The sequence below is a fragment of the Mycobacteroides immunogenum genome, assembly GCF_001605725.1.
In the GTDB taxonomy this organism is placed as follows: Bacteria; Actinomycetota; Actinomycetes; order Mycobacteriales; family Mycobacteriaceae; genus Mycobacterium; species Mycobacterium immunogenum.
On the sequence record NZ_CP011530.1, the window covers coordinates 1,405,872 to 1,429,866 of the forward strand.

Genomic DNA, 23,995 nt, shown 5'->3' on the forward strand with positions numbered 1-23,995 from the left:
CGATGGCATGCCGCATCAGTGAGCTCGTGCTCGATTGTCGTGACCCGGAGGCGCTGGCACGGTTCTGGTGTGAGGTGCTGGATTTCGTCGTGCTGAGTCGCGAAGAAGACGGCTCGCTGGAAGTTGGTCCGCGGGAGGGCTTCGGCGGCCTGCAGCCCACGCTGTTTCTGAGCTATACCGCCGAGCCGCGGCAGCAGAAGCCGCGGCTGCACATCGACGTGAACCCCACCGATCGCGACCAGGACGCCGAGCTCGAACGGCTGCTGGCACTCGGGGCGCGGCCGGCCGATATCGGGCAGACCGGTGATGAGCAGTGGCACGTGTTGCAAGACCCCGAGGGCAATGAGTTCTGCCTGCTGAAGGCTCGTATCAAACAGGTCTGAGGCGCCCCGTCATGAAGGTGGCGGATTTCCGCCGCACGCCTCGCGCCGTCGGTGAAATCGGAGCAGACTGCACAGCGTGGCCGATTTCAACTCCCTCAAGCGGCTGGTGGTCCAGAACACCCAGCGATACCTGGTCAATCCGGTGGGGCGCCGGCTGCCCGTCGTGATGCTGGAGACGGTGGGCCGCAAGTCCGGACAACCACGCCACACCGCGATAGGCGGACGCCTTGTCGGTAACCAGTTCTGGCTGGTTTCCGAACATGGCGAGCACTCGGACTATGTGCGCAACATCAAGGCCAACCCCGCGGTGCGGCTACGGATCAGCGACCAGTGGCGCGCCGGTACCGCGCACTTATTGCCCGACGACGACGCGCGAGCAAGGTTGCAACAGCTGCCGCGCGGTAACAGCGCGGTGGTGCGCGCGGTGGGCACCGACCTGCTGACCGTACGGGTCGACCTCGATTGATTGTGGTCGCGGCGGTTGCTGCGGCTTGCGAACTCATTTGAGAGATAACGGCTTTCGTGATCGTTTGACCACGCCGATGGGTACTATCGCGATATGCCCGAGCAAACCCAGCCCACTTCGCGCATCATCGATCAGAACGCGGCGGCAGTCCAGGAGCTCCCGTTCGCCAATACCGTGGACCAGGACGACGCCGACCGGGGATTCATTGCGGCACTAGAGCCCGGCGTCGTCACGGACGCATCCGGGAAAACTGTGTGGGACAACGATTCCTACGGTTTCTTACGGGACAGCTGCCCGGCCTCGGTGCATCCGAGTCTGTGGCGGCAGTGCGGGCTGAATATCAAGCAGGGGCTCTATCTCGTCACCGAGGGCATCTACCAGGTTCGTGGCCTCGACATCTCGAATATGACGCTGGTCGAGGGCGAGCGCGGAGTCATCGTGATCGATCCGCTGGTGTCTGCCGAAACCGCGGCGGCCGCGCTTGCGCTGTATCGCAGTCACCGCGGCGACCGCCCGGTGACAGGGCTGATCTACACCCATTCCCACGTAGACCATTTCGGTGGTGCGCTGGGCGTGCTGAGTACCGAAGACGCGGCCGCGGGCCGTTGTCCCGTATTGGCGCCTGCCGGATTTCTGGAACACGCGGTGGCGGAGAACGTCTATGCGGGCACCGCGATGGCACGCCGTGCCGTGTACATGTACGGCGCGGTGCTGCCAAGGGGGCCGCTGGGGCAGGTGGGATCTGGTCTTGGGCAAACCAATTCGATTGGGACGGTCACGTTGATCCCACCGACCCTCGACATCACCCACACCGGGCAAGAGGAGGCCGTCGACGGGGTGCGGATGATTTTCCAGCTTACCCCGGGTACCGAGGCGCCGGCCGAGATGAACTTCTACTTCCCGCAGCGGCGCGCGCTCTGCATGGCCGAAAACGCCACCCACACCTTGCATAACCTGCTGACATTGCGCGGCGCGCTGGTGCGCGATCCGCATGTGTGGGCGCGGTACATCACCGAGGCCATCAACCTGTACGCGCACGACTCCGATGTGGTCTTCGCATCGCACCATTGGCCCACCTGGGGCACCGGGCGGCTGGTGGAATACCTTGCTTTGCAACGCGATTTGTACGCATACCTGCACGACCAGACGCTGCGGCAGCTCAATCAGGGCCTGGTGGGATCCGAGATCGCCGAGACGCTGCAGCTCCCGCCGGCCATCGCCGGAGCCTGGCACGCACGTGGCTACTACGGTTCGGTGAGTCATAACGTCAAAGCGATCTACCAGCGCTACATGGGATGGTTCGACGGCAATCCTGCGCACCTGTGGGAGCACCCTCCCGTCGCGAACGCGCAGCGGCACGTGGAGTTCATGGGCGGCGCCGACGAGGTATTGCGCAAGGCGCAGCACGCTTTTGAACAGGGCGACTATCGCTGGGTGGCCCAGGTGGTCAACTACGTGATCTTTGGCGACCCGGCGAATGAAGAGGCAAAGGCGCTGCAGGCCAGATGTTTTGAGCAGCTTGGCTATGGTGCGGAGAACGCCACCTGGCGCAACTTCTACCTGATGGGCGCCTACGAATTGCGGCACGGAAACGTCGGGACACCGATGGCTGTCGGCTCGCCCACCATGATGGCGGCGCTGACCGTGGAGCAGATATTCGACGCGCTCTCGTTGCGCATCAACGGACCGAAGGCCTGGAACGAGCGGTTTGTGAGTGACTGGGTGTTCACGGACGAGGACCGCGTGCACCGGGTGGAGCTGCGCAACGGTGTGCTGGTGCATTACGACCGGCCCGCCGGCGGCGCGCTGCCGCCGCCCGAGGTGACCTTCACGTTGACCCGGCCCGCACTGGTACGGCTGCTGCTGACGGGCGAGGATCCGGCACAGCTTGTCGCCGCGGGGGAGGTTGCCGTGGAGGGCGAGTTGGCCGGACTGGGGCGGTTGGTCACGGTCCTCGACGCGCCCGACCCCGGATTTGCCATCGTCACCCCCTGACCGGTTGCCGAGAACACCTCGCAGGACCCACCGATAAGGTTGGTCCTCATGCCTACCGAGAGTCCGCGTCTGCGACTGTGCGCAGTGCTGGGCGCGGTGCTCCTCGCCGGGTGCTCTGTCAGCGCACCTCCGGCGGTACAGGGCAGCGAGACAACCAGCTCGACCACGCCGCCACCGCCCAAAAAAGAGCAGATCGTGGTGGGTATCGACTCCATCGGGGCAGGGTTCAACCCGCATCTGCTGTCCGATCAGTCGCCGGTGAACGCGGCGATCAGCGCGTTGGTGCTGCCCAGCTCGTTCCGGCCGGTGCCGGATTCGGCGACCGCCACCGGCTCGCGATGGGAAATGGATCCGACGCTGCTGGTCTCCGCCGAGGAAACCAGCCAGGAGCCCTTCACCGTCACCTACACGATTCGCCCTGAGGCGCAATGGACCGATAACGCCCCCATCGGCGCGGATGATTTCTCGTACCTGTGGCAGCAGATGCTCACCCAGCCCGGCACCGTCGACCCGGCGGGCTACGGAAGCATCACCGATGTGCAGTCGCGGGACGGCGGCAAGCGCGTGGTCGTTACGTTCGACCACAAATATCCGGCATGGCGCGAGCTGTTCAACGACTTGCTGCCCGCGCACATCGTGAAGGACATCCCGGGCGGGTTCGCCTCCGGGCTGATCAAGTCGATGCCCGCCTCCGGGGGGCGTTTCCGTGTGGACACTATCGATCCGCAGCGTGACGAAATCCTGCTGGCCCGCAACGACCGGTACTGGGCAACTCAGTCGGTACCCGACGAGATTTTGTTCCGGCGTGCCGGAGCCCCGACAGTGCTGGCAGATTCCATCCGCAACGGTGACACTCAGGTGGCCCAGGTACACGGCAGCGGGGTGACCTTCGCGCAGCTGTCGAACATCCCCGGGGTGCGCACGGCGCGCATCGTGGCGCCGCGCACGCTGCAGCTGACGCTGCGGGCCGGGCAGCCGACACTCACTGACGCCAAGGTGCGCCGGGGGCTGCTCGGTCTGCTGGATGTGGGTCTGCTGGCCGCGGTGGCAGCGGGCAATGACAACGCGGTGACGCTGGCGGCCGCCCAGGTGCGTTCTCCCTCGGATCCCGGATACAAACCGACCGCGCCCGTCGCTCTGACCCGCGACGCTTCTCTCGCATTGCTCAAAGAGGCTGGGTACGAGGCCGCGGAAACCCCGGTGGTGCCCCCCGCTCCCACGGCGCCCCCAGGGCCGCCACAGCTTGCCAGGGACGGTGACCCGCTGACCCTGACCATCGGCGCGGCCTCCAACGACCCCACCTCGGTGGCGGTGGCCAACACCGCCGCCGACCAACTGCGCAACGCGGGGGTGCGGGCCAGCGTGCTGGCTCTGGACCCGCCCACGCTGTACGGGCAGGCGATTCCCGATGGCCGGGTTGACGCCATCGTCGGCTGGCACCAGGCCGGCGGCGATCTGGCCACCGCGCTGGCTTCCCGGTATGGCTGCCCTGCGCTGCAGTCCGGCAAGCTCCCCGAAACCCGCACCACGACGCCCCCTCCGCCACCGGCGAGTAACACCCCGGCGCCGCCGTCGCGAGAAGAATCCGTGCGTGCCCCAAGCAATCTCACCGGGCTGTGCGATGAGGAGTTGCAGGCCGGCATCGATGCCGCGTTGACCGGTCATGCCGATGTGGGCAAGGTCGTCGATCAGGCCGAGCCCCAATTATGGAAGATGGCAACGGTTTTGCCGATCATGCAGGACACCACCATCGCGGCGGCGGGCCCCAGCGTGCAGAACGTGGAGCTGGCCGGCGCGGTACCGGTCGGCATTGTTGCCACCGCAGGAGAGTGGAAGAAGACCCGCCCATGACCCGACGACTCATGCTGGTGCACGCTCACCCCGACGACGAATCCCTGACCACCGGCGGAACCATCGCGCGGTACGCCGCTGAAGGCGCCGAGGTGCTGTTGGTGACCTGCACCCTCGGGGAAGAGGGCGAGGTGATCGGTGAGCGCTGGGCGCAGCTCGCGGTTGACCACGCCGATCAACTCGGTGGGTACCGAATCGGTGAATTATCCAGCGCCCTGAGGCATCTCGGTGTCGATGGGCCCACTTTCCTCGGTGGTGCGGGACATTGGCGCGACTCCGGGATGGCGGACACCAAGCCGTTGCATCCGCGGGCGTTCGCGGGCGCCGACCTGGACGAGGCGGTGGGCGCGCTGGCCGCACTGATCGACGAACACCGCCCACACGTGGTCGTCACCTATGACCCCTTCGGCGGCTACGGACACCCCGATCACATCCAGGCGCACACGGTGACCACAGCGGCCGTGGAGAAGGCGACCTGGCAGGTGGCCAAGCTGTACTGGACAGTGATCGCGACCAGTGCGCTGGAGGCCGGCCTGGCATCGCTGACCCAGCTGCCACCGGGATGTCAGCCGGCACCGCTCGACCTCATCCCCACCTTCGACGACGAGAAGATCAGTGCCGCCATCGACGTCTCGGCCCATCGCGAGGCGAAGGTGGCGGCGTTGCGCGCGCATGCCACCCAGTTGACGGTCTCCGAGGACGGAAGCTCGATGGCGCTGTCGAATCTGATCGCGTTGCCCATCGCGGATATCGAGCATTTTGTGCTGGTGCGCGGCGAGCCCGGTGTGGACACCGGATGGGAATCAGATCTGTTCGCTGGGGTGGAGTTGTAAGCTCGATTCATGCCACCCGATCAAGACCAGGATCCCAATCAGCAGCACTGGCAAGACCGTGTGGACAATTTCCAATGGGTTGTCGGCTCACTGGTGGCCCAGCTCGACTCCGTCCCGATCTAGACGCCTGAACGCGTTCATGCGCGGGACCGTGATGGCCGCGCTCATTTTCGATGGCGTCATCAGTGCGATTCTGGGCGCCGCTCTGCTCAACACGCGCTTCGGCGGTGTTCTGGTTCCGCTTGGCCTGATCATCAGCGCCGTACTCAACGTCCTGCTGGTGTGGAGCGCTCTGCAGTGGGCCCCGACGCCACGCTGGGCGGGGGCGCCGCTGTGGGCCTTTGTGGCGACCACGATGGTGCTCTTGTTCGGTGGTCCCGGCGGCGATGTCGTCTTCACCGGATTTTGGCCCGTCCTGCTGATCGTGATCGGCGTGCTGCCCGCCGCATACATACTGCGCCGGGCCGACCTCTAACCAGCTACCCGCTCCGTGCGCGGGCGCTTACCCCAGGTACTCGGACTCCAGCACCAGATCCTTGACCAAGGTCTGGTACTCCACATGGGTCTCGTGCTCGATCGTCTGCCAGAGCTTGCCCTGCTGATCCTTCATATACGCGCGGTACTTGGGGGAGCCGGGGAACCCGACGTTGTCTGCGACGACGATGGTGCCCGGATGCAGCCAGCCGCGTTCCATCAGCCGCTGCAGGTCGTCGAGGTACACGTCCTTCCAGTGATCGATGAACACGAAATCCAGGCACCCTTCGGTGAACCCGTAATCCTTGGTCAGGGTGTCCAAGGTGGTGCCGTCGTCGGCGGTCCCGTTCAGACAGGTGGCCCGATCCGCCAGCCCCGCGTGCGCCCAGACGCGGCGCGCTACCGAGGCGTTGGCCCCGGACTTCTCGATGGAGAAGAACTTGGCATTGGGGGCCGCGCGCGCGATCCGTAGACCGCTGTAGCCGCAGTACGCACCCAGCTCCAGGGCGATCTTGGGGTTGGCGCGTTTGACGGCGGCATCGAGCAGCTGCCCCTTTTCGTCGCCGACGTTCATCAGAATCGATTGGTCGTACGCGAAGTTGTCGATGGCGTCGATGGCGGCATCGATGTCCCCGGCCGGGGCCGTCGCGATGACATGCTCGGCGGTGGCCTCCTCGCGGCCATCACCCATCTGACCGGTGCGCATCACGTTCACACTGCCGAACGCCGCCCGCAGAAATGAATACCGCAGAAATGGAAGTTTCTGCTTGAGGGTTCTGGAAAAACTCACGAAGATCAGCCTAGCGATCTCAGGTGTTTGTGCAGGCCGGCTTCGTTGATGAACCCCCGAGTGGTCAGCGTTTTGGTACGGGCGGATGATCTGAGGGTGACCGACGGTTGTACAAACGTGCCCGACGACGTAACGCCGCTGCCGAACCCTGCCTTTCCGACCCGGAAAGCGTCATCTGCCGGCTCATCGCCAGCGCTGCGGCGAGTGCTGCGCCGTGCGCGCGATGGGGTGACGTTGAACGTTGACGAGGCCGCGCTCGCGCTCACCGCGCGGGGGGACGATCTGGCCGATTTGATGACCAGCGCCGCCCGGGTGCGCGATGCCGGCCTGGAGTCCGCCGGTCGCGTGGGCGCCGAGGGCCGTCTGCCGATCTCCTATTCACGCAAGGTGTTCATTCCAGTCACTCATCTGTGCCGGGACAAATGCCACTACTGCACGTTTGTGACTGTTCCCGGCAAGCTGCGGGCGCAGGGCCACGGCATGTACATGGAGCCCGACGAGATCTTGGATGTCGCCCGCCGTGGTGCCGAATTGGGCTGCAAAGAGGCTTTGTTCACGTTGGGGGACCGGCCCGAGGATCGGTGGCCCGAGGCCAAGCAGTGGCTGGACGAGCGCGGGTATGACACCACGCTGGATTACGTACGCGCGATGGCGATCCGGGTCCTGGAAGAGACAGGCCTGCTGCCGCATCTGAACCCGGGGGTGATGAGCTGGTCGGAGCTGGCACGGCTCAAGCCGGTGGCGCCGTCGATGGGCATGATGCTGGAGACCACCTCGCGGCGGTTGTTCGAGGATCGCGGCGAGGCGCATTACGGCAGCCCCGACAAAGACCCCGCCGTGCGGTTGCGAACCTTGACCGACGCCGGCCGGCTGTCGATCCCGTTCACCACCGGACTGTTGGTGGGCATCGGCGAGAACCTCACCGAGCGCGCTGAGACAATTCATGCGATCCGCAAGGTGCACAAGGAATTCGGTCACGTGCAGGAAGTGATCGTGCAGAACTTCCGGGCCAAGTCGGACACCGCCATGAAGGCCGCGCCGGATGCCGATATCGATGACTTCTTGGCGACGATCGCGGTGACCCGATTGGTGTTGGGGCCGAAGATGCGGGTACAGGCACCGCCAAATCTGGTGTCCCGCAGCGAGTGCCTGGCGCTTATCGGCGCGGGAGTGGACGACTGGGGTGGCGTGTCACCGCTGACTCCCGACCACGTGAATCCCGAGCGGCCCTGGCCCGCGCTGGCGGACCTGGCGTCGGTGACGGCAGAGGCCGGATACGACCTGGTGCAGCGCCTGACCGCGCAGCCGCAGTATGTGCAAGCCGGTGCCGCCTGGATCGATCCCCGGGTGCGCGGTCATGTCGAGGCGCTGGCGGATCCGGAAACCGGCTACGCCCTGGATATTTCGCCTAGCGGATTGCCGTGGCAGGAACCCGACGAAACCTGGGAGTCGACGGGCCGGGTCGACCTGCACGCCGCCATTGATTCCGAGGGACGCAATACCGACACCCGGAGCGATCTGGCGAGTGCGTTCGGAGACTGGGAGTCCATCCGCGAACACGTGCGCGAGTTGAATGCGCGCGCGCCGGAGAAGGTGAGCGCTGATGTGCTGGCGGCCTTGCGCTCTGCCGAGCGCGATCCGGCCGGCTGCACCGACGACGAGTATCTGGCCCTGGCGACGGCTGAGGGCCCTGCGATGGATGCCGTTGCCGCGCTGGCCGATTCGATCCGCGCCGATGTGGTCGGTGATGATGTCACGTACGTGGTGAACCGGAACATCAACTTCACCAACATCTGCTACACCGGCTGCCGGTTCTGCGCGTTCGCACAGCGCAAGGGCGATGCCGACGCGTTCTCGCTGTCCGCCGAAGAGGTGGGGGACCGGGCCTGGGAGGCCTATGTCGCCGGTGCCACCGAGGTCTGCATGCAGGGCGGCATCGATCCCGAGCTGCCGGTGACCGGATACGCGGATTTGGTGCGGGCGGTCAAGAAGCGGGTGCCCAGCATGCATGTGCACGCCTTCAGCCCGATGGAGATTGTCAACGGTGCCTCCAAGGGCGGCCAGAGCGTGCGCGACTGGCTGACCGAACTACGCGCTGCGGGACTGGACACCATTCCGGGCACCGCCGCGGAGATCCTCGATGACGAGATCCGGTGGGTGCTCACCAAGGGCAAGCTGCCCGCCTCCGAGTGGATCGATGTCATCAGCACCGCGCATGAAGTGGGGCTGCGCTCCAGCTCGACCATGATGTACGGACACGTCGACACTCCCAAGCATTGGGTGGCGCACCTGCGCGTGCTCGCCGGGATTCAGGACCGCACAGGCGGATTCACCGAATTTGTGCCACTACCTTTCGTGCACCAGAGCGCGCCGTTGTACCTGGCCGGTGCGGCGCGCCCCGGACCCACCAACCGGGACAACCAGGCGGTGCACGCACTGGCGCGCATCATGCTGCATGGGCGTATCGACAACATTCAGACCAGCTGGGTCAAGCTCGGCATCGAGGGCACGCGGGTCATGCTCCAAAGTGGCGCAAACGATCTGGGTGGCACGCTGATGGAAGAAACCATCTCGCGGATGGCGGGCTCCGAACATGGCTCGGCCAAGACGATTGCCGAGCTGGAGGAAATCGCCGAGGGCATCGGACGGCCCGCGGTGGAGCGCACCACCACCTACGCGCGGCGGCCGTCCGCGGCGTAGGGGTTGATTACGCTGATGCCTTGAGCGAGTCCGCTCGGGTGAGACAGTTGACATCGTGGCCATCGCCCCGCGTGCCCGAATCGCGGAGGCGACCGGTCAGGATCTCGCAGGTAATCGACTCGGCGTCACCCATAATCGGGTCTGCGCCGACCATTTGGCTGTCGCTGGCTTCCTGACTGAACCGTGCGGTGCCACCGCAGTGGTTGCTGGTCGCGAGAACTCGCGCGGGCGATGAATCCGGTGCGGTGATATCGATGCAGTCGGTGCCAGTCCAGTTCACGACAGTCTCGTAGGCGCCGCCGCTACCGTTCGGCTGCGCCGTGGGCGCAGGAATCGGTGTCGAAACCGGTTGTGGCACTGCAGGGGATGGGATCAGTGGAGCGGGGACCGGTTGGCCGGGTGGGCGCCCTGAAGATCCAGTTTCACATGCGACGCCGTCACCATCGCGATCAAGTTTCGCGCTGTACCCGGGCTGACCGCGATACAACGGTGCGGCACCCGCGGCTCGTGCGGCCGCGCAATTGGGATAGGCGTGCGCCAGGGGAGCGACGGCGCCGCCGATCGACGGGCCGCCGATGAACGCGGCGACGGTGAAAAACAGAACCTTGATTCGCAACTAAGCCTCCCCATGTGCAACGTGATCTTGATATTTACCGGATGCCGGGGCTGTCCGGAGGCGAATCGGCCGAACATCCCACTGCGCCAGGTGGTTCGGTACCGGTAACGCCCGACCGTGACAGAGATGACGACTGCGATGGAGACTACGGTTGTAGTAGAGACGTCCGCGCAGGTAGCGCCCCGGAAGTGCTGCCCGGCCCGGCAACAAGTTGACGGTCTGTGTTCGCACCTGACTGATTGGTTCGCGGAGAGTTAACTCCGTGGGTCGTTTTGGGCATCGTGATGTCCGTGATTGCCCGACTCGTAGCGACAAGTTCCCTTGTTGCCATGCTTGGGTTCCTCAACGCGGCCCCGGCCATGGCGGAGCCGAGAGAAATGGCGCCGCAGTCATATTCGAGGACAACGCGGGACGGCTGGCAGCTGCAGATCCGGCTGGATCATGAGCAGGTCAATCCCGTCCCCAACCTGGCCGGCGCCACCAACTCGCGCGAGGCATTCATTACCTTGTCGGGCACCGCGACGGCCAGCGGCGGCTCCAACCCGATCACCGACAGCCTCTTCGTCATCGGGTACCAGCTGGGGTGCCAGTCGGATGTGTCCTCGGGTTTGCAGATCGGCGGATCCGCTGGTGTCGCGCCGTCGGTGAGTCTTGGTGTGGCGCCGACACCTTCGGTGGGATTCGGTGGCAGCGCGGGCGTCAGCGGATTCGTGCAGACCGTGGTGCAACCGGGCGTCATCGTCAATCTGCCCATGGGCAACATGGTGCTTTCCCGGGGCGGTACGGGCGCGCTGGACCTGGACAACGTGCATGTGAAAGCCGATGCCTGCGGTGGCGATGTCACCATCCGCTCATTCGCTTCGTTGCGGGCGTCCACCGAGACCGGCCATACTGAATTCGCGATCTACGGCGACCCGATCAAGATCTGATGAAGAAATCTCTTTGTGCCGCAGCGATGTTGGTGTGCTTGGCGTGCTGGGTGCCGACGGCCGCCGCGGACCCGGGCAATCCCGCGATACCCGTCCCGGTGCCCGGTGGGACACCCAACTACGCCGCAACGGCGGCGCAGCCCCCGTTTGGGCTGACCCCGGCCGCTTCGCGTGGGGCTCGGATCTCGGCAGGCGTCGATTCGGGATACACGGCTCGGATCGGAGCCGGCATGACCGCCGGGCAACTGGAAGACCCTCGTGGCATAACCCAAGGAGTAGCGCCATGATGCGAATACTGTCTGTGGCAACGGTCGTGATGGGCCTGGCAGTCGGGCTCGCGGTGCCGGCGGCGGCCGCGCCGCCCCCGCCCAACCCGGCACCCTATAACCCGGTCTTTTCCCCCGGCCAGGTCCCGGCGCTGCGCCCGTCGCGCGGAACCCAACTGCCGGTGTTGATGTCGGGGCCGTCACGTGGCCCCAGATTCTCGGCCGGGGTGGATGGGGTCCCGGTGCCGGGTGGCGTAAAACCCGGCGTCGGGACTGGGGACGGGAAGCTGGAAAGCCCTACCGGAGTGCTCGCGCCCTAGTCCGCCGCACGCGTCCAAGTGTTTGGCAGATTTCTCCCAGCGGTACCTCAGATTCGTTCATTAGCTTCTCGGCATCCGGCGCTATCGGCTCGGTGTGAGGTCGAGCGATGAACAGTCACGGAGGTGCCGGGGAATGCCGTTGCGAGAGCCTGCCGATTCCGGGCGGACGGTGCGGGCGTGGAGCGACGGCGGGGAGGAACCCACCCAGCTGATCCCCGTGGCCCCGGTGCGGGTGAGCCGTACTCGGCAGATCTGGATCATCGGCGCGGTCGCGGCGGCCGGGGTCCTCGTGCTGATTCTTCTGGGGTTCCTGCTTCTTGGCCCTCAGCAGGCAAAGGTGCCGCCACTCGTTCCCATTACCTCGATCACACCTACTTCGGTGTCATCCCCATCGGCTGCCCCGTCCCCGCCGCCGTCGTCGACAGAAACCGTGACCGAGACAGTCACCGCGACGAGCTACATCCCGCTGCCCGCGGTGACGCCCACCACCGGCGCATCGCCCAGCACCACCGCGACGAACCCGAACGACATGTGGAGGACGTGCCACCAGATGCATCCGCATCGCTGGTGCAACGGATATCGATAGCGATCATCGGGTGTCAGCTGCATTGACATACCGTGCGGCGGGGCGCACGCTGGTGCGATGAGTGAGCCGATCGTCTTCATCAACGTCTTCGAGTTGGCCGCGGACAAGGTCGACGTGTTTCTGGTCGGCTGGCGCAAACGCGCCGAGTTCATGGCCGCGCAGCCCGGCTTCGTATCGTTCCGGATACACCGGGCGGTGGTGCCCGGTGCGCGCTTCCAGCTGGTGAACGTCGCGACCTGGGAGAGCATCGAGGCGCTGACCACGGCCACCGGCGACGACCGCTTTCAGTCGATGATCCGTGAGGCCGCGGCCGAATTCGATGCCGTGGCGTATCCGGCGGTCTACGAGGTTGCCCTTGATGTGTGAGCGTGCTCGCTCAGCGTGAAGTTATTGCGGCAAATCGACTGAATTCCCGCAATAACTTCACGCTCGCGACGGGTGTTACAGCTTGGCGGCGAGCTCGGTGCCCTGCCTGATCGCGCGCTTGGCGTCGAGTTCGGCGGCCAGTGCTGCCCCGCCGATCACGTGGATGTTCACGCCGGCTTCCTGGAGCACGTCGTCGAGATCGCGCACCGACTCCTGGCCCGCGCAGATCACCACGTTGTCGACTTCGAGTACACGCGGATCCTTGCGCTCCTCACCGAAACTGATGTGCAATCCGGCGTCGTCGATCTTCTCGTAGTTGACCCCGGCCAGCTCGGTGACTTTCTTGGCCTTCAACGAGGCGCGGTGCACCCAGCCGGTCGTCTTACCCAGTCCCTTGCCCAGTGAGCCCTTCTTGCGCTGGCACAGGTAGACCTCGCGAATAGCCGGGGCGGGAATGGGTTTCGTCAGTGAACCGCGCGCATCGTGTTCCTCGGAGATGCCCCATTCGGCGCGCCACTCCTTGAGGTTCAGCGTGGGTGATTCGTCGATCGTCAGGAACTCGGACACATCGAACCCGATGCCGCCCGCGCCGACGACCGCGACCCGCTTGCCGACGGGCTTGGCCTGCTTGATCACCTCTGGGTAGGAGAGCACCATCGGGTGGTCGATGCCGGGGATCGCCGGGACCCGGGGCTTGACGCCGGTAGCCAGAATGACGTCGTCGAACTTGCCGGCGATGAGTTCCTGGGCATCCACTTTCTTGTTCAAAAGCACTGTGACGCCGTACTTTTTGAGCATGGTGGTGTAGTAACGAATGGTCTCGTTGAACTCTTCTTTACCGGGAATCCTGCGCGCCATGTCGAATTGGCCGCCGATCTCGGCGTTGGCCTCGAACAGCACCACGGTGTGGCCCCGCTGTGCCGCGGTCACGGCCGCTGCCAAACCAGCAGGGCCCGCGCCGACGACGGCGATCTTCTTGGTATGCCGGGTGGGCAGCAGCTTGAGGGTGGTCTCATGACCGGCCCGCGGGTTGAGTAGGCAGCTGGCCTTCTTGTTGACGAAGGAGTGATCCAGGCAGGCCTGGTTGCAGGCGATGCAGGTGTTGATCTCGTCGGCGTGATCGGCCGATGCCTTGTTCACCCAGTCCGGGTCGGCCAGCAGTGGCCTGGCCATCGAAATCAGCTGCACCTGGCCGTCGTTGAGAATCTGCTCGGCGGACTGCGGCATATTGATCCGGTTGGACGCCATCACCGGGATGCTGACCTCTTGGGCGATCTTGTTGGAGAGATCGACGAACGCGTTCTGCGGTACCGAGGTGACGATGGTGGGCACCCGCGCCTCATGCCAGCCGATGCCGGTGTTGATGATCGTTGCCCCGGCCGCCTCTATCTCCTTGGCGAGGGCCACGATCTCGTCCCAGGTCTGGCCGTCGGGGACATAGTCGGCCATGGACAGCCGGTAGCAGATGATGAAGTCCGGTCCCACCGCCTTGCGCACCGCCTTGACCACTTCGACGGCGAGGCGCCGCCGATTCTCCGGGCTGCCGCCGAATTCATCGGTGCGATCATTGGTGTAGGGCGCGAGGAACTGGTTGATGAAATAGCCTTCGCTGCCCATGATTTCGCAGCCGTCGTAGCCGGCCTTCTTGGCCATCTTGGCGCTGTGCGCCCAATCGCCGATGGTCTGCCAGACGCCCTTGGTGCTGAGCTTGCGGGGTTTGAACGGAGTGATGGGGGACTTCTTGGCCGAGGCGCTCACCGAGAATGGGTGGTAGCCGTAGCGTCCCGAATGCAGCAGCTGGACAATGATTTTGCCGCCGTTCTTGTGCACCGCGTTGGTGACTATCCGGTGCCGATAGGCCTCAAGGGAGGTGGTGAGCTTGCCGGCGAGTGGCTTGAGCCACGCTGTGCGGTTGATGGCGTATCCACCGGTGATGATCATGCCGACGCCGCCCTTGGCCCGCTCGGCGAAGTAGGCAGCCAATGCGGGGGTGTCCCAGGGGAAGTCTTCGAGGCCGGCATGCATGGACCCCATGACAACTCGGTTCCTCAGCGTGGTGAATCCAAGGTCCAAGGGGGACAACAGGTTCGGATAGGGATTACTCATCGATTTCACTTTCGTCAGTCCGGGCTGGGACATTGGCGCTTGACAAAGCCGACATCATTTCGTCGCACCAATCGGTGAAGCCCTCTTCCATGCGGATGCCTCCGCGCAGGACGAGGTACTGGTGCAGGGCCGCGCCGGAGAGCTGATCCGGAGCGGGAAATTGGCGTTTTTGCATGTGGAGGTAACCCTCCAACGCGGTGGCATGGGCGTTTCGCTGGGTGCGGATCTGCTCGACGACCACGTCGACGTCCGCATAGGTGGCGGCCCGGACTTTGAGGGCCAGATCGCGCATCTCGGTGCCTTCGGAGCTGGCGATCCAGCGAGAAAGTTCGCGATAGCCGAGCTCGGCGACGGTGTAGACCTTCTTGGCCGGCCGTCCCTCCTGGTCGATGACTTGGCAGTGCAGCCAGCTGTCGTCTTCCATGCGGCGCAGCGTGCGGTACATCTGCTGATGAGTCGCGCTGTAGAAGTACCCGATCGAGCGATCGAACCGGCGCGTGAGTTCATAACCCGACCCGCTCTGCTCGGCCAGGGACAACAGGATGGCGTGTGTCAGTGCCACGGCAGCATGCTGACACGGAACCCGCACCCTATGCAACTTGTTGCAGTGCAACTATCTGCATATTGTCCCCAGTTAAGTGTTGCCAACGGTAACCGTAACTGTTAGAAACATATAGTTGACTGCATCTGCCGAGGAGGATTCCCGTGACCTTTGTGATCGCCGAGCCGTGTGTCGACGTTATGGACAAGGCCTGCGTCGAGGAGTGTCCTGTCGACTGCATCTATGAGGGCGCCCGGACGATGTACATCCATCCGGACGAGTGCACGGATTGCAATGCGTGCGAACCGGTTTGTCCCGTTGAGGCGATCTATTACGAGGACGACGTGCCCGATGAGTGGGGCGGTTATGTGCGTGCGAATGCCGACTTTTTCGTCGAGCTGGATCTGACGTCGGGGGCGCGCCGGATGGGCAAGATCGACCGCGACGTACCGCTCGTCGCGCAACTCGCACCCAGGGGCTGAGCGCGCCTGCTGGACGCCGGACCAAGTTAAACGTTAAGCTAAGTACCTGTAACCGGTAGATACGGCTAGATTGCCAGGCGAGTTAGGACAGCCTGTGTCGCGAGGCGCATCTGGGGACCGGGATACTGGCCGCAACGCATGTACTGGACATCAGCGCAGGAAATGAGGAAACCTTCGTGACCTACACGATCGCGGAACCGTGCGTCGACGTTATGGACAAGGCATGTATCGAAGAGTGCCCCGTCGACTGCATCTACGAGGGCGGGCGGATGCTCTATATCCATCCCGACGAGTGCGTGGACTGCGGTGCTTGCGAACCGGTGTGCCCGGTCGAGGCCATCTTCTACGAGGACGACGTGCCGGACCAGTGGACCGGGTACATCCAGTCGAACGCCGACTTCTTCGTCGATCTGGGCTCGCCCGGCGGCGCCGCGAAGGTGGGCAAGACCGACTATGACCCGCCGTCGGTCAAGGAACTTCCGCCCATGGGTGAGGGACACTGAGCTCGCTAGCGCGTTCCAGAGTGTCGGCGTCGCTTCCCGAATTTCCTTGGGACACCATCGCCGACGCCAAGGCGACGGCCGCGGCGCACCCCGAAGGCATCGTCGACCTCTCGGTCGGCACCCCCGTCGATAGCGTTGCCCCCGTCATACGTGATGCCCTGGCGGCGGCCAGTGACCTGCCCGGGTATCCGGCTACCGCGGGTACCCCGGCGCTGCGGCAGGCCATTCGCGAGGCGGTGACCCGTAGATACGGCGTTGTGCCGCTGGCGGACAACGCAGTGTTGCCGGTCATCGGTACCAAGGAACTCATCGCGTGGCTGCCGACCCTGTTGGGATTGGGCGCCGACGATCTGATCGTGATTCCCGAATTGGCCTATCCCACCTACGAAGTGGGGGCACGGCTGGCACGGGTGCCGACGGCCCGGGCGGACTCGCTGACACAGCTGGGACCACAGAGCCCGACGCTGATCTATCTCAACTCGCCTAGCAATCCAACCGGAGCGGTGCTGCCGGTGGATCATCTGCGCAAGGTGGTCGAATGGGCGCGTGAACGTGGCGCGCTCGTGGTTTCCGACGAGTGCTACCTGGGTCTCGGGTGGGACGCGGAGCCGGTATCGATTCTCGATCCACGAGTCTGCGACGGCGACACCGCCGGGTTGTTGGCGGTGCACTCGCTGTCCAAAACCTCTTCGCTGGCCGGGTATCGGGCCGGATTTGCGCTGGGCGACGCTTCGGTCGTCGGCGAGCTACTCGCGGTGCGCAGGCATGCCGGGATGATGGTGCCCGGGCCGGTGCAGGCGGCGATGATCGCGGCGCTGAGCGAGGACGAACACCAGCGTGAGCAGCGTGCCCGCTATGAGAGCCGCCGCGACCGGCTCTCGAAGGCTTTAACTGACAACGGTTTCCGGATCGATCATTCCGAGGCCGGCCTGTATCTGTGGGCCACCAGGGGTGATTCCTGCGATGACGCGTTGGCGTATCTGGCACAGCGCGGGATTCTGGTCGCGCCCGGGCGGTTCTACGGCCCCCGCGGCAAGGAACACGTGCGTGTGGCGCTCACTGCGACCGATGAACGCATCGACGCCGCAGCGGACCGCCTGACTGCCAGCTGATCCACAGCATCGCTTAGTACCTTCGGGACGTGCTGACGACCGCCGAGCCCGAAGCTGCCCCCGACACCATTTCTCGTGAGCGAATCGCTGTCTGTGCCTTGCTGGTTGGAACGGCGGCGCTCTATCTGTGGAATCTGTCGGCGAATGGCTGGGCCAACCAGTTCTACGCCGCGGCCGTGCAGGCGGGGGCGGTGTCGTGGAAGGCGTTCATCTTCGGTTCATCGGACGCGGCCAACTCCATCACGGTCGACAAACCGCCGCTGTTTTTGTGGCCGATGGAACTGAGCGTCCGGGTATTCGGATTCAATTCCTGGTCGATGCTGGTACCCCAAGCCCTCATCGGAGTGGCGGCGGTGGCCCTGCTGTGGTGGACCGTCCGCCGCAACTCCGGGCCAATGGCGGCGCTGATCGCGGGCCTCGCACTCGCGCTCACGCCCATCTACGCGTCGATGTGCCGATTCAACAATCCCGAACCCATGATGCTGCTGCTCATGATCGCTTCGGTATGGGCGGTGCTGGAGGCCGTGCGGGACGGGCGAATCCGTTGGTTGGTGCTCTCGGGCCTGTTTGTGGGCCTCGGTTTTCTCACCAAACAACTCGAGGCGTTGATCGCGGTGCCCGCGCTCGGGGCGACGTACCTGTTGTGCGGCCCGCCCGCTGTGATGGTCCGCATGCGACAGCTCGGCATCGCTGCCCTGGCCGCGATTCTCGGGGGCGGCTGGTGGGTGGCACTGGCCGAGCTATGGCCGGTTTCGTCGCGGCCGTGGATCGGCGGATCTCCCTCGAACTCTTTTTTGCAGTTGACATTCGGCTACAACGGCCTGGACCGAATCACCGGCAAGCACGCGGGGCACAGCCCCATGGCGTCGCTGGCGAAGGACAACCCGCTGGCCTCGCATCAGGGATTCGGGCGCATGTTCAGCGTCATCATCGGCGGTCAGATCAGCTGGTTGCTGGGCGCGGCGCTGGTTTTCACCATCGTGATGGCGGTGCTGCTGCGCACGGTATCGCGCACCGATGTGGAACGTGCGTGTGCCATCGCCTTCGGTGGCTGGCTGGTGGTCGTGTGGCTGCTCTTCGATTTCATGACCGGCAAGGGCGGGATGTTCAGCCCGTACTACACGGTGGCGCTTGCTCCCGCCATTGCCGCTCAGGTGGGTCTGGGCGCTGCCGTGGTGTGGCGCCATCGTGAGACACGCTGGGCCCGATGGCTTTATGCCGTGCTGGTGGTTGGGACCGGAGTGTGGGCGGTGGTTGTGCTGGCTCGCGAGCCCGAATTCGTGCCGTGGTTGCGCTGGCTGATTGCCGCGGCGGCCGCCGTGGCGGCGGCGATCTGGGTGAGTGGCCGTTACCGTGAAGCCGGTGTGGTGACCACGGCTGTCGCCGTCTTGGCCGGCCCGTTCGCATTCTGCGTCGACACCACCGGCCACGGTACCCACGGTGGATTACCCCTGGCGGGGCCGACGGCGGCGCACGCTGACTTCTTCCGGGCGATGAAGCAGGCCGCCGAAGAGGCTGGCGAGCACAAGGAATCACCGGCGACGCCGGCGCTGGCCGCGATCTTGAAGGACGCACCCAAAGATGACGACCGGACAGAGGAGAAAAAGCCCGATCCGGCTCTCACGGCATATCTCGAGCACGACGCCGGCCGCTATACCTGGATGGCTGCGGCGGTCCGCTCCAATACCGCCGCACCGTATCAACTGACATCCGGCCTGCCCGTGATGCCCGTCGGTGGGTTCACCGGCCGTGATCCGTTCCCAGCGCTCGCCCAATTCCAGGACTATGTCGCGCGGCACCAAATTCATTTCTTCGTGGTGGAGCGTCTATCCGCCCCACCCGAAGGTGACGATCAGCCGCAGGTGTCCACCGCGATCACCGAATGGGTGGAACGAAACTTCACCCCGCGCGGCTTCCATGGTGTCGCGGTCTTCGATTTGACCAGCCCCGCATCCGTTCCGGCAGGACTGACGGCCACGGTGCCCGTCGATCCCTAGCGACGCATACCCGGCCTACCACACGTAACGTCCCGCCGGATTTTGCCGTTACCTGAGGTTTCCTTGCGTGTTTCCCGCGCAATCTGCGCCAACTCTCGACACCCATGGGTGCGCAGGACGATGCTTGGTACATGGATGCCATCACCACTGTGCCGGCTCCCGCCAACGAGCCGGTGCTCGCCTACGCTCCGCACAGTCCTGAACGCGACCGATTGACGTCGGCATTGGGTGAATTGTCCGCGTCACCCATTGACCTGCCGCACGTGATCGGCGGGGTGCGCAGGATGAGCGATGGCGAACGCGTCAACGTGGTGCAGCCGCATAACCACCGCTCAGTGCTGGGCACCGTCACCAATGCCGGTCATCGTGAGGCCAGTGATGCGGTGGAGGCGGCCATCACCGCCAAGAATGATTGGGCGGCACTGCCGTTCGATGACAGAGCGGCAGTCTTCCTGCGTGCCGCTGACCTGTTGTCCGGGCCGTGGCGCGCCACGCTCAACGCGGCCACCATGCTCGGGCAGTCGAAGACCGCATACCAGGCCGAGATCGATTCGGCCTGTGAGCTGGCCGACTTCTGGCGGTTCAACGTGCAATTCGCGCGACAGATCCTTGCCGAGCAGCCCAACAGTGGCGGTGGCGCGTGGAACAGGATGGAGTACCGCCCACTAGAGGGGTTCGTCTACGCCATCACCCCGTTCAACTTCACGGCTATCGCCGGGAACCTTCCCACGGCCCCAGCTCTTTTGGGGAACACCGTGGTGTGGAAGCCGTCCGTCACGCAGGCCTTCGCGGCCCATTTCACCCTGGAACTTCTGGAAGCGGCTGGACTGCCGCCGGGTGTTATCAACCTGGTCAACGGCGACGGGATCGCGGTCTCCGATGTGGCACTGGCCGATCCGCGGCTGGCGGGTATCCACTTCACCGGCTCCACCCGCACGTTCCAACACCTGTGGCGGGAGGTGGGTACCAACATCGATAGGTACAACACCTACCCGCGGCTCGTCGGTGAGACCGGCGGCAAGGATTTCGTTGTCGCGCATACGTCGGCACGTCCAGACATATTGCGCACGGCCCTTATTCGCGGCGCCTTCGACTACCAGGGGCAGAAATGCTCCGCGGCTTCCCGTGCGTTCGTGGCGCGGTCGGTGTGGGATCAGATGGGCGATGAATTCCTGGATGCCACGTCGGGACTGAGCTACGGCGACGTCACCGACCTCGCCAACTTCGGCGGCGCCGTCATCGACGAGAAGTCGTTCACACGCAACGCCGCCGCCATCGATCGCGCCAAGAGCGCTGGGGTCACCATCGCGGCAGGCGGTGAGTATGACGACAGCCAAGGCTATTTCATCCGTCCCACGGTGCTGCTCTCGGACGACCCGACGGATGAGGCGTTCTCCACCGAATACTTCGGCCCTATTCTGGCCGTGCATGTCTATCCGGACGACGACTACGCTCGCATCCTCGATGTCGTCGATACCGGCTCGCCGTACGGACTGACGGGCGCCGTGGTCGCCGACGATCGTGCGGCGATACAAGCGGCCAGCGATCGGCTTCGCTATGCGGCCGGGAACTTCTACATCAACGACAAGCCCACCGGTGCCGTCGTGGGTCAGCAGCCCTTCGGTGGTGGCCGCGCATCCGGTACCGATGACAAGGCCGGATCGCCCCTGAACCTGAATCGTTGGCTGTTGCCGCGGTCCATCAAGGAAACATTCGACGCCCCAACGGAACACCGATACCCACACATGGAGGGTGAGGATGGCTGAATGGTTCGGGAAAACAGCCAGACCCGCCATCCTGGCGGCCAGTAGGTCAGCACGGCTGCGGCACGCCGCCGAACGCATGCCGTTGACCCGGCAGGTGGTGCGGCGCTTCGTGCCCGGCGAATCTCAGGACGACGTGCTCGGTGCCAGTACCGGGCTGCTCGATTCGGGCCGGTTCATTTCCATCGATTACCTCGGCGAAGACACCACCGACAGCGAGCAAGCCACCCGCACGGTGTCGGCGTACCTCGCGCTGCTGGATGCGTTGGCGCAGCGCAGCGACGCCGTGCACACCGGTGTGCGACCACTGGAAATCTCGCTCAAGCTGTCCGCGCTGGGGCAGGCACTGCCGCGTGACGGGGAGCGTATCGCCCTGGAGAACGCACAACTGTTGTGTGCCAAGGCCGATCAGGCGGGAGTGTGGGTCACCGTCGACGCCGAGGACCACACCACCACGGATTCAACACTGAGCATTGTGCGCGCCCTGCGCGCCGACTTCCCCTGGCTGGGCACCGTACTGCAGGCATATCTCAAGCGCACCTACGCCGATTGCGCTGACCTATCAGGCAAGGACTCACGCATCCGGTTGTGCAAGGGGGCCTACGACGAGCCCGCCTCCGTCGCGCATCGCGATCCGGAGGATGTCGACGTCTCCTACTTGCGTTGCCTGCGCGTGTTGATGGAGGGTGACGGATATCCCATGGTGGCCTCACACGATCCGGCCATCATCGAGGCGGCCGGCCTGATGGCACGCGCGACGGGCAGGGGACCCGGCGATTACGAGTATCAGATGCTCTACGGCATTCGGGAAGCTGAACAGCGCCGGCTCAGCGGTGCCGGTCACCATATGCGGGTCTACGTCCCGTTCGGGGAACAGTGGTACGGATACTTCGTGCGACGTATCGCCGAACGCCCCGCCAACATGACGTTCTTCCTTCGCGCACTGGTGTCCGGGGGCTAGCTCTAGGCTGGCTTCATGCTGCTTACCTCGCTTCACCCCAAGTCGCCAGATCTCGCGGACGCGATCCGCGTCGGTGAGGACAGTTGGGGGCGCGGTGACCTGGTGGGTGCGGCGACGGCAGCCGCCGAGCGTATCGGCGGGGCTTCCGGTCCGATAGCGGTGCTTGCCCGCCCCAGCATTGACACAGTCCTGGCGGTGGTCGCCGGACTCATCGCGGGCGTGCCGATTGTGCCGGTACCGGCAGATGTGGGCGTGGCCGAGCGGCGCCACATTCTGACCGACAGCGGCGCGGTCGCCTGGTTGGGTGAATCACCGGATGAGGCAGAGGGATTGCCCCATGTGCCGGTACGCCGGCACGCACGGTCGTGGCACAAGTACGCTGAGCCGCGCCCCGAGTCGACGGCGCTGATCGTGTACACCTCGGGCACCACCGGCGCCCCCAAAGGGGTGCAGCTGAGCAGGCGCGCGCTGGCCGCCAGCCTTGACGGACTGGCGGAAGCATGGGCGTGGACACCTGATGACGTTCTGGTGCACGGACTTCCGCTGTTTCACGTACACGGTCTGGTGCTCGGGCTGCTCGGTTCACTGCGGGTGGGAAATCGATTTGTGCACACCGTCAAGCCCACCCCGGAGGCCTATGTGGCGGCTAAGGGCAGCTTGTACTTCGGCGTGCCGACGGTGTGGTCGCGGGTCGCCGCCGACGAATCCTGTGCGCGCGCACTGTCCGCCGCACGGCTGCTGGTGTCGGGGAGCGCGCCACTGCCGGTGCCGGTTTTCGATGAGCTACGCCGCCTGACCGGCCATGCGCCCATCGAGCGCTACGGCGCCACCGAAACGGTCATCACCCTGTCCACCCGCGCCGAGGGGGAGCGCCGGGCCGGCTGGGTTGGCCACCCGCTCACGGGGGTACGGACCCGTCTGCTGGGAGAGGATGGCTCTGCGGCCGCCCATGATGGGGAAACCGTTGGCCAGCTGCAGATTCAGGGATCGACATTGTTCAGCGGCTATCACAACCTGCCCGAGAAGACCGCCGAGGTACTTACCGAAGACGGGTGGTACCGCACCGGTGACGTCGCCGTCGTCGACGCGGGGGGAATGCACCGCATCGTCGGGCGCGAATCGGTCGACCTCATCAAGTCCGGCGGTTACCGCATCGGCGCCGGTGAAATCGAAACCGTGCTGTTGGGGCATCCCGGAATCGTGGAAGTCGCGGTGGTGGGAGTTCCCGATGACGACCTGGGGCAGCGAATCGTCGCCTACGTTGTGGGTGAGGTGGCTGAGGATGACGTCATCAATTTTGTGGCACAGCAGCTCTCGGTGCACAAGCGTCCCCGCGAAGTGCGACGGGTGGACTCCTTGCCCCGCAATGCCATGGGCAAGGTTCTCAAGAAGGAGCTGATCACGTGAACGTGGCCGAGGAGGTCGTCGATCAGATCAACTGGCACTGGACCTCTCAGCTGCGTCCCCGGTTTGAAGGGTTGACCGACGAAGAGTATTTCTGGGAGCCGGTGCGTGGCTGCTGGAGTCTGCGCCCACGCGGCACCGCGGTCGCGCCGCTGCAGGGCGGATCGGGTGACTACGTGATCGAGTTCGCTGCTCCGCCACCTGAACCCGCGCCGGTGACCACCATTGCGTGGCGGCTGGGCCACATCATCGTGGGAGTACTGGGGGCGCGCCTTGCCAGCCATTTCGGTGGGCCACCTGTCGATTACCTGACCTACGACTACCCGGTCACCGCGGGTGAGGCCCTGCGGCGTCTTGACGTCATGTATGCGGCATGGCGTGACGGTGTGGCGAGCAAGGACGATGCGGCGCTCGCCTCGCCGGTCGGACCCGCCGAGGGGCCTTGGGCCGAGAAGCCTTTCCTGACACTGGCATTGCACATCAATCGTGAGTTACTGCATCACGGCGCGGAGATCGCACTACTGCGCGATCTGTACGCCTGGCGGTAAGGC

The 23,995-nt window shown here is 65.0% G+C and carries 24 protein-coding genes; 20 read left to right on the top strand and 4 right to left on the bottom strand.

From position 1 onward, the window contains the following. The first annotated feature begins 2 nt into the window (after window positions 1-2). From ABG82_RS07035 to ABG82_RS07065, 6 genes are all read left to right on the top strand, one after another. Complete coding sequence (locus tag ABG82_RS07035) at window positions 3-383, top strand: VOC family protein (RefSeq protein ID WP_043077263.1); 381 nt, start codon at window positions 3-5, stop codon at window positions 381-383. A gap of 76 nt (window positions 384-459) precedes the next feature. Continuing rightward, entirely contained in the window at window positions 460-849 is a 390-nt protein-coding gene (locus tag ABG82_RS07040; protein WP_043077262.1) for a nitroreductase family deazaflavin-dependent oxidoreductase, read from the top strand. Between the two features lie 93 nt (window positions 850-942). Continuing rightward, the gene (locus tag ABG82_RS07045; RefSeq protein ID WP_043077261.1) at window positions 943-2,844 is read left to right on the top strand and encodes an alkyl/aryl-sulfatase; all 1,902 of its coding nucleotides are present in this window, start codon (window positions 943-945) and stop codon (window positions 2,842-2,844) included. 48 nt (window positions 2,845-2,892) lie between these two features. Next, complete coding sequence (locus ABG82_RS07050) at window positions 2,893-4,695, top strand: ABC transporter family substrate-binding protein (protein WP_043077260.1); 1,803 nt, start codon at window positions 2,893-2,895, stop codon at window positions 4,693-4,695. A gap of 11 nt (window positions 4,696-4,706) precedes the next feature. Continuing rightward, the gene (gene mshB / locus ABG82_RS07055) at window positions 4,707-5,528 is read left to right on the top strand and encodes an N-acetyl-1-D-myo-inositol-2-amino-2-deoxy-alpha-D-glucopyranoside deacetylase (protein ID WP_043077327.1); all 822 of its coding nucleotides are present in this window, start codon (window positions 4,707-4,709) and stop codon (window positions 5,526-5,528) included. A 139-nt stretch (window positions 5,529-5,667) separates the two neighbouring features. Next, the gene (locus ABG82_RS07065) at window positions 5,668-6,003 is read left to right on the top strand and encodes a hypothetical protein (RefSeq protein WP_043077259.1); all 336 of its coding nucleotides are present in this window, start codon (window positions 5,668-5,670) and stop codon (window positions 6,001-6,003) included. A gap of 27 nt (window positions 6,004-6,030) precedes the next feature. Here ABG82_RS07065 and ABG82_RS07070 read toward each other — a convergent pair whose 3' ends face one another. Then, complete coding sequence (locus tag ABG82_RS07070; RefSeq protein ID WP_043077258.1) at window positions 6,031-6,792, bottom strand: O-methyltransferase; 762 nt, start codon at window positions 6,790-6,792, stop codon at window positions 6,031-6,033. A gap of 117 nt (window positions 6,793-6,909) precedes the next feature. Between ABG82_RS07070 and ABG82_RS07075 the strand changes: the two genes are divergently transcribed. Beyond that, a complete protein-coding gene (locus ABG82_RS07075; RefSeq protein ID WP_174544329.1) occupies window positions 6,910-9,492 on the top strand; it encodes a bifunctional FO biosynthesis protein CofGH in 2,583 nt (860 codons plus the stop codon). 7 nt (window positions 9,493-9,499) lie between these two features. Here ABG82_RS07075 and ABG82_RS07080 read toward each other — a convergent pair whose 3' ends face one another. Continuing rightward, a complete protein-coding gene (locus ABG82_RS07080) occupies window positions 9,500-10,108 on the bottom strand; it encodes an excalibur calcium-binding domain-containing protein (RefSeq protein WP_043077256.1) in 609 nt (202 codons plus the stop codon). A gap of 290 nt (window positions 10,109-10,398) precedes the next feature. On the opposite strand from ABG82_RS07080, the gene ABG82_RS07085 reads away from it, so the two are divergent. The 5 genes from ABG82_RS07085 (at window position 10,399) to ABG82_RS07100 (ending at window position 12,575) form a co-directional block, all read left to right on the top strand. After that, window positions 10,399-11,037 carry an MspA family porin gene (locus ABG82_RS07085; protein ID WP_043077326.1) on the top strand — a complete coding sequence of 213 codons (639 nt, stop codon included), beginning with the start codon at window positions 10,399-10,401 and terminating at the stop codon, window positions 11,035-11,037. 86 nt (window positions 11,038-11,123) lie between these two features. After that, window positions 11,124-11,324 carry a hypothetical protein gene (locus ABG82_RS07090; protein ID WP_308213303.1) on the top strand — a complete coding sequence of 67 codons (201 nt, stop codon included), beginning with the start codon at window positions 11,124-11,126 and terminating at the stop codon, window positions 11,322-11,324. Then, window positions 11,321-11,623: a hypothetical protein gene (locus ABG82_RS27575; RefSeq protein WP_054416742.1), complete on the top strand. Its 303-nt coding sequence runs from the start codon at window positions 11,321-11,323 to the stop codon at window positions 11,621-11,623. Before ABG82_RS07090 ends, ABG82_RS27575 begins: the two co-directional genes overlap by 4 nt. Before the next feature lie 133 nt (window positions 11,624-11,756). Next, window positions 11,757-12,209: a hypothetical protein gene (locus tag ABG82_RS07095; protein ID WP_043077255.1), complete on the top strand. Its 453-nt coding sequence runs from the start codon at window positions 11,757-11,759 to the stop codon at window positions 12,207-12,209. A 57-nt stretch (window positions 12,210-12,266) separates the two neighbouring features. Next, a complete protein-coding gene (locus ABG82_RS07100; protein ID WP_043077254.1) occupies window positions 12,267-12,575 on the top strand; it encodes an antibiotic biosynthesis monooxygenase family protein in 309 nt (102 codons plus the stop codon). A 75-nt stretch (window positions 12,576-12,650) separates the two neighbouring features. Here ABG82_RS07100 and ABG82_RS07105 read toward each other — a convergent pair whose 3' ends face one another. Both ABG82_RS07105 and ABG82_RS07110 read right to left on the bottom strand, forming a co-directional pair. Then, window positions 12,651-14,681: an NADPH-dependent 2,4-dienoyl-CoA reductase gene (locus tag ABG82_RS07105; protein WP_043077253.1), complete on the bottom strand. Its 2,031-nt coding sequence runs from the start codon at window positions 14,679-14,681 to the stop codon at window positions 12,651-12,653. Further along, on the bottom strand, window positions 14,674-15,243 hold the full coding sequence (locus ABG82_RS07110) for a PadR family transcriptional regulator (RefSeq protein ID WP_043077252.1): 570 nt from the start codon (window positions 15,241-15,243) through the stop codon (window positions 14,674-14,676). The genes ABG82_RS07105 and ABG82_RS07110 overlap by 8 nt, the downstream gene beginning before the upstream one ends. Window positions 15,244-15,386: 143 nt before the next feature. On the opposite strand from ABG82_RS07110, the gene fdxA (ABG82_RS07115) reads away from it, so the two are divergent. From fdxA (ABG82_RS07115) to ABG82_RS07150, 8 genes are all read left to right on the top strand, one after another. Next, on the top strand, window positions 15,387-15,704 hold the full coding sequence (gene fdxA / locus ABG82_RS07115; protein WP_043077251.1) for a ferredoxin: 318 nt from the start codon (window positions 15,387-15,389) through the stop codon (window positions 15,702-15,704). Window positions 15,705-15,880: 176 nt separating this feature from the next. Next, entirely contained in the window at window positions 15,881-16,207 is a 327-nt protein-coding gene (gene fdxA, locus ABG82_RS07120; protein ID WP_005059593.1) for a ferredoxin, read from the top strand. Between the two features lie 20 nt (window positions 16,208-16,227). Next, window positions 16,228-17,319, top strand: a complete 1,092-nt coding sequence (dapC, locus tag ABG82_RS07125) for a succinyldiaminopimelate transaminase (RefSeq protein ID WP_043077250.1) — start codon at window positions 16,228-16,230, stop codon at window positions 17,317-17,319. Between the two features lie 29 nt (window positions 17,320-17,348). Beyond that, window positions 17,349-19,316 (top strand): glycosyltransferase family 39 protein, encoded by a 1,968-nt coding sequence (locus ABG82_RS07130; protein WP_043077249.1) that lies wholly within the window; start codon window positions 17,349-17,351, stop codon window positions 19,314-19,316. Window positions 19,317-19,447: 131 nt separating this feature from the next. Then, window positions 19,448-21,082: an L-glutamate gamma-semialdehyde dehydrogenase gene (gene pruA, locus ABG82_RS07135; protein ID WP_043077324.1), complete on the top strand. Its 1,635-nt coding sequence runs from the start codon at window positions 19,448-19,450 to the stop codon at window positions 21,080-21,082. After that, complete coding sequence (locus tag ABG82_RS07140) at window positions 21,075-22,040, top strand: proline dehydrogenase family protein (RefSeq protein WP_043077248.1); 966 nt, start codon at window positions 21,075-21,077, stop codon at window positions 22,038-22,040. The genes pruA and ABG82_RS07140 overlap by 8 nt, the downstream gene beginning before the upstream one ends. Window positions 22,041-22,055: 15 nt before the next feature. Then, window positions 22,056-23,447 (top strand): acyl-CoA synthetase, encoded by a 1,392-nt coding sequence (locus ABG82_RS07145; RefSeq protein WP_043077247.1) that lies wholly within the window; start codon window positions 22,056-22,058, stop codon window positions 23,445-23,447. Continuing rightward, window positions 23,444-23,992 (top strand): DinB family protein, encoded by a 549-nt coding sequence (locus ABG82_RS07150; RefSeq protein ID WP_043077246.1) that lies wholly within the window; start codon window positions 23,444-23,446, stop codon window positions 23,990-23,992. Before ABG82_RS07145 ends, ABG82_RS07150 begins: the two co-directional genes overlap by 4 nt. Window positions 23,993-23,995: the final 3 nt, after the last annotated feature.